Raw genomic sequence first — 5,742 nt, 5'->3', positions numbered from 1 at the left:
TTTGGCTAAGGTGTTGATAGGTCATGGCTACTTTGACTTGGAGGTCTAGAAGCTTTGGATACTAAAACATCCTTAGCCTCCTTACCTAGTTGTTCAAAGTTGCACTTCGTGGTTGAATCCACCAAATGAAACATCACTTCGACGAATCATATACAACCACCCTCTTGAAATAGCCAATTGGCTTTCTAGTAGCGAAAATACAAAGAGAATTTATTTTATGGATGAATCAAGTTTTAGATCCATAGAAAATTCGATCACTTTTGTTAGTCAAGGAAGCACTATTGAAGAGCTTCAAGATTACTTATTGATTACATTATCAAGGCTTGATCCATGGGTAGTAATATGCAACCAATACTACAATGATTCACTATCTTCGATTACTACCAGATACTCTCTGATGCATGACCTTAGCCCAGATGAAGTTGAAACTTATGTAGAAGTGAAGGTTCCAAATGTTGAATCAGATGCTTTTTACAACAGAATTACTAAGATGGGATTAAAAGAGAAGGAAAAGGCATTCAAATTAGTTAAAAAGCAATTTAATTGGATAAAGGATGATAGATATATATAAGAGCTAACGTAGTTAGCTCGTTCTTCGCTGGTCGCTCATCACCTTTTTTCTTCTCTGATATTGATCTAATGTTGTTTGATGAACTTTCGCTAGATTCAACCTACACTGAGCCTTAAGCAGCAGGCTCAGTAATAGGAAAGGACTTTCGCTGAGTTCTTTACTACACCACTATAAGCACAACCAAATTGGTAAGGGCGGTTTCGCTGTCTCCTTTTATGTGCGGCTTTAAAACGCAACAATCACAAAAGCAATAAGTGGCTACCTTTGTCTTGCTTGAAAGTTACTGTGTAAGCAGAGCTTTCTCGTGACTGTCAGAGCTTGAGGCCCTCGTCTTTCAGCTTAAATTGACATCTCCTAGATTCATGCCAGATAGCTAGTCTGCCTGCGTCCTGTTAAGGATAGTGAATACAAGTCTCTGCTACCGCCCAGAATTTCCGTCTCCGTGATCACTAATGTCCAGTTTTCGGATGGCATAACGACTGAGTGCCACTGCTCTTATTTCGGTAGTAATTGTTGGCATGCAGAGCTTTCCTATGAACTGCTTGTCATAGTTATTTAGCAAACCACACAAATTCCTGCTTAATTCTGGATTCTTTAGGTTAGCTTTTTTCAGGTTGCCCAACCAGCGAACCTGATCATATTGTTATAGGTGCCCATTCATTTATCAAGGAAACCAATATGAGCACACTAAGTTCACTTAAATTAGTAACCGTTATAAAACCAGCTAAGTTACCACCAGTTGTCCAAAGAAGAAATAAGCTATCCGATAAGATCTGGGAGCAGATCCAATTGGCGGAAGCTAAAAGCAATGGAGGCACATATGCTCCACTAAAATCCAAACGCCTTAAAGATCTAGAAGGTAATATCAAGCTGTTAGAGGTACCCAAGCGTATTAAACCCTGGTGGTTTACTGCCCCAAATGGCAAAGTCTGCCTGATCCTACGATACGGATCTAAAGTACTTGAGGTAGCACCAGGTAAAACTGCTATAGAGCTAGATAAGCCCGCAGAACTTATTCCAACATTACAAAAGATTAAGACTGCTGTAGAAGCTGGGGAGCTAGATCACTTAATTGATGCTGCAACTGAAGCGGTAAGAATGGGATTTAAACATTAACAATTGAAGAATCAATAAATATGGTTATGAACAAATATCTAACCACTATTACCCTAAAAGGCCAGCCGATTAAAACAGTCGTTTTTGCTGACAGCGCCATTCATGCAAGACTAATGCTGGAGTATCAGTTTGGCATGAACTGTATCCTTAGTAGCCCCATCGCAACCACTAAAGAATCATCAGAGGGCATATCGATTGAGGAGGCGCTACAAATGATTAAGCCCCTAAAACCCATGACTCCACAGCAACTAACTATTGATACCCTAAAAAAACAAAAGGATCAGGCCACCAATAGACTTAAAGCCGAACGCAATCGTCAAAAGATTGCTAAGGCTCAAAAGAGTCTATTCAACCTATCTAGATGAGCTTTTTCAAAATGCTATAAAACCACCTAAAAATGTGGTTACTTGGCAAATTTTTAGTCATATTTTTTAGCCACATTGATAGCGATGACAGGCATAGTGCAAATACTCACAAGCGTTACTTAAAGTAACGCTCATAATTACACCCATAACTACTAACCCCATTACCTATGTCCAAAACCATTATTTTCGATACCGAAGCTACAGGCATTAAAGAACCCGTATTAATAGAGGCTGCTTGGGTTGAGCTTGAATGCATTGAACCCTTTACTGTTACCAACCCTTTTGTGCAGCGTTATAACCCTGGTAAACCCATTACCCTTGGTGCACTAGCTACTCATCACATCATGGATGAAGAATTGGTAGATTGCCCACCAGCAGCTAGCTTTACTCTACCTGGACACGTGGACTACATCATTGGGCACAACGTGGACTTTGATTTGGAAGTAATTGGTAAACCCGAAATTAAACGTATTTGCACGCTAGCCCTAGCCCGTAAGCTTTGGCCTGATTTAGATAGCCACAATCAAAGTGCGCTGATGTATTACTTAGAGCGCGATACAGCTCGCGAGCAATTACGCAATGCCCATTCAGCAATTGCAGATGTGGGCGTTTGCGCTGTGATCCTAGATCACATTTGCCAAGAGCTGGGCGTTAAGACTATTGAAGATTTATATGCTGAATCTGAAAAGGCCAGAACCCCAACTACCATGCCATTTGGCAAACATAAGGGCTTATTGTTAGCGGATGTTCCCAGCGACTATAAACAGTGGCTACTTACTCAAGGGGACATCGATCCCTATTTACGGAAGGCTTTGGGTTCTTAACTTAAAAGGATTTGATTCAAAGCGATATTAATATAGTAGTTAATACGCCCAATTTTTCTCTTTTCCAAAAATCCATCCTCAGCAAGCTTATCAAGATACTTGGTTGCTGTAAGTCTGGAAATTTTTAGATCACGCATAACAAATTCAATTTTTGTATATGGGTGAGCAAATAGATTGTTGATTAAATCTTGGCTATAAAATTTATGCTTATCCCTAATGCGATGTTTGTAGTCATATAGAGCATTTTTTATTTCATTAATTTTTTTAATAGTCTGACCTGAGGTATCGCGCACAGCCTCTAGCATGTACAGCACCCATTCTTCCCAAGCACCATCATCACGCACCGCTTGCAACAGTCGATAATATTCAGACTTATTGCGAACAATATAGTTACTCAAGTAGAGAACGGGTATGTTTAGCAGCCGTTCTTTAACTAGATAGAGCACGTTAATAATTCTGCCTGTACGGCCATTGCCATCGTAAAACGGATGAATACTCTCAAATTGATGATGAATCAAAGCCATTTTGATCAATGGGTCAACTTGATATAAATCAGAATCGTTGATAAAACGTTCAAGCTGATTCATTAATTGAATAATTTCTTCGGGATCTTGTGGTGGCTCATATACGACATCGCCTTGGGAGTTCTTCAGGCTAGTGCCAGGCAGTTTTCTGTAACCTGCATTATTTCGCTCAAGCTCTGCCTGAATTAGCAAAATATGATTACTAGTTAATAAATCTGACTCACACACTTGCGCAAAGCCAACCCTTAATGCCTGTCTATAGCGTAAGACTTCTTTGGCAGCAGAACCATCAACTGATTCTGGCAATAGATCATCTTTAAAAAGCTCATCATGAGTTGTTACGATATTTTCAATTTCAGAGCTATCCTTAGCTTCTTGCAGACCAAGCGTATTAATTAATATGCCTTGATTTGGAATGGTTGCCGCCACCCCTTTTAGCTCAGCAAGCAACCTACTGCTTTCCGCTAATTTTTTTAAAATAGCGGGAGTATCAAATCTTGCGCCATCTAGACTTTCAAGCGGCTGTATTTTGGATGTATGCATGTTCTTTTAATATGTATAGAAAATCGATATTTTTATACATGTTAGCATCGATCTATATAGAAAAGAGTGTTTTTTAACAGACCAACACCTTTTTTGCACAAAAATTCAGCAATCTAGGCTAACACAGCCCCTATCTTTAACGCCTCATTCTTTTGAGTCCTTTTCTTACTTGGATAGTTATCAGCAGCTCGACTATCTGCCTCAATTAGCTTTCTTGTATTTGCTCCGCGCAATTGCTCAATAGCCTGTATTACCTGTAAGTGGCTATAGTGCCGCTCAATCATTAAGACGCTAGTACCCATTTGTTTGGCTAGCGTATGAATAGGCACCATATCGTGAGTAAGCGCTAACGTGGCATAGGTATGGCGCAGGCTATAGAACACCCGTTTTTGATTGGTCTTGGGATCTATGAGTAATCCATGGTCGGATAAGAAGTTATCAAACATATGGTTCAAAACATCACTTAAATCCCTACCTTCTTTGGTTCTGAAGATGTAGTCATCATTGGTGGGTTTAATCAACTCCGCCAAAGGATCTTTAATAGAACTAGCTACTCCATAGTTACGCAAGGCAATACGCTCTAAAACTCTAATACTTGGTAAGCGTCCAATAATCTGTCTTTGCCCTGTTTTACCCTTAACTGTCATCTCACAACTTCGGTTCAGGCTATGTACCTCAATGACTTCACCATCTTCATCTAATTGATCTGTCACAGTACTAATAGGGTTCATCATAAAACGGATTTGCTTCCACTTCATATCTAATATCTCAATGCCTGGCCTTGCTCCTGTATCAACCAGCATTTCCACATAGTCTCTAAGAATCTCTCTGCGTTCGCGAACATCCTTGGTTCGGCCCGACTCTATGTAAGGACCTAGCAGTTTTAATAAAGCTCTCAGTTCATGCAATTCAAATGCTGGGCGACGAACACTCTCCTTAGTCTTGCCGTCTAGCTTTGGACGATTACTTTCAGTTAAGTAACCCCGAACAATAGCTTCATCAAAGACTCTATTAAATGCGGCATTTTGAGTTTTACGATTACTGTTGGATAGTGCCAAGCCATATCTAGCTTCTCGGTCATCGTAGTACTGCTGAAGGGCATTGTAGTCAATATTGGTAATAAGCCTTTGCCCAAGACTGGGGATGAAATGCTCATTGATGATGCGGATGTAATCCTTATAGATTGATTTACCTAAACCACCCTTCAAGTCTCGCTCCATCCGATCAATAGCCAACATAGCGATATCTTTAAAGCGTTTGGTTACTACTGGGATGCCAGAGCGCTTACGAATCTCTGCTTCCACTAAAAGCTCTTTGGCTTTATTGACAGCTAAGTCAAGCTGGGTCTCTTTGGTAGTTGCCCGTATCCACTTGTTATCTACCTTATAGCGACATTGCCATACGGTACTATGCTCGCGCTGATAGAGGGTTAGGTTACGGTGTATGAGTTGATGTGTACTTTCTTTTTTAGTTGCCATACACATACTTTAACTTCTGACACCAGGCTAGGACAACCTGATTGGAGGAAAAACAGGTGTCAATTTAGCCAAAAGAAAGTGTGGCTAATTGTGGGGATTATTAGATAGTTTATGGAGAAGAATGGAGGGGTGAGCGTTACTTAAAGTAACGCTTGTTTACATGTGCATTTTTATACTCAAAAAACCCTTGTCTATGTAGTATCCCCTTAGATTCGTACATTTAAGAAGTTGAGTTTTCTGTTGTTTATGGCAGTATTTACAACAGGAGAATCAATATGAAGAAGTCACGATTTACAGAGACCCAAATCGTCGGGATTTTGA

Annotated in this window: 6 protein-coding genes; 4 read left to right on the top strand and 2 right to left on the bottom strand. The window is 40.1% G+C overall.

Features of this window, described 5'->3' with window-relative positions:
* The first annotated feature begins 217 nt into the window (after positions 1–217).
* From ICN46_RS11720 to ICN46_RS11705, 4 genes are all read left to right on the top strand, one after another.
* Complete coding sequence (locus ICN46_RS11720) at positions 218–571, top strand: hypothetical protein (protein WP_216209050.1); 354 nt, start codon at positions 218–220, stop codon at positions 569–571.
* A 678-nt stretch (positions 572–1,249) separates the two neighbouring features.
* A complete protein-coding gene (locus ICN46_RS11715; protein WP_216209047.1) occupies positions 1,250–1,687 on the top strand; it encodes a DUF6641 family protein in 438 nt (145 codons plus the stop codon).
* Between the two features lie 26 nt (positions 1,688–1,713).
* Entirely contained in the window at positions 1,714–2,052 is a 339-nt protein-coding gene (locus tag ICN46_RS11710; RefSeq protein WP_215342832.1) for a hypothetical protein, read from the top strand.
* 167 nt (positions 2,053–2,219) lie between these two features.
* Positions 2,220–2,876 carry a putative quorum-sensing-regulated virulence factor gene (locus tag ICN46_RS11705; RefSeq protein ID WP_216209044.1) on the top strand — a complete coding sequence of 219 codons (657 nt, stop codon included), beginning with the start codon at positions 2,220–2,222 and terminating at the stop codon, positions 2,874–2,876.
* On the opposite strand, the gene ICN46_RS11700 is transcribed toward ICN46_RS11705, so the two are convergent.
* Positions 2,873–3,943 (bottom strand): Fic family protein, encoded by a 1,071-nt coding sequence (locus ICN46_RS11700; protein ID WP_216209041.1) that lies wholly within the window; start codon positions 3,941–3,943, stop codon positions 2,873–2,875. The two genes, ICN46_RS11705 and ICN46_RS11700, sit on opposite strands and share 4 nt — an antisense overlap.
* Positions 3,944–4,056: 113 nt before the next feature.
* Entirely contained in the window at positions 4,057–5,421 is a 1,365-nt protein-coding gene (locus ICN46_RS11695) for a tyrosine-type recombinase/integrase (RefSeq protein ID WP_216209039.1), read from the bottom strand.
* Between the last annotated feature and the right edge of the window lie 321 nt (positions 5,422–5,742).

Source organism: Polynucleobacter sp. Latsch14-2, assembly GCF_018881925.1.
Taxonomy (GTDB): domain Bacteria; phylum Pseudomonadota; class Gammaproteobacteria; order Burkholderiales; family Burkholderiaceae; genus Polynucleobacter.
This window is presented reverse-complemented; position numbering and strand designations above follow the sequence as displayed.

Bases quoted from the DNA above. Each gene is read 5' to 3' on its own strand.
- ICN46_RS11710 (WP_215342832.1), top strand. From the start codon at position 1,714: ATGAACAAATATCTAACCACTATTACCCTAAAAGGCCAGCCGATTAAA.
- ICN46_RS11700 (WP_216209041.1), bottom strand. From the start codon at position 3,943: ATGCATACATCCAAAATACAGCCGCTTGAAAGTCTAGATGGCGCAAGA.
- ICN46_RS11720 (WP_216209050.1), top strand. From the start codon at position 218: ATGGATGAATCAAGTTTTAGATCCATAGAAAATTCGATCACTTTTGTT.
- ICN46_RS11705 (WP_216209044.1), top strand. From the start codon at position 2,220: ATGTCCAAAACCATTATTTTCGATACCGAAGCTACAGGCATTAAAGAA.
- ICN46_RS11695 (WP_216209039.1), bottom strand. From the start codon at position 5,421: ATGGCAACTAAAAAAGAAAGTACACATCAACTCATACACCGTAACCTA.
- ICN46_RS11715 (WP_216209047.1), top strand. From the start codon at position 1,250: ATGAGCACACTAAGTTCACTTAAATTAGTAACCGTTATAAAACCAGCT.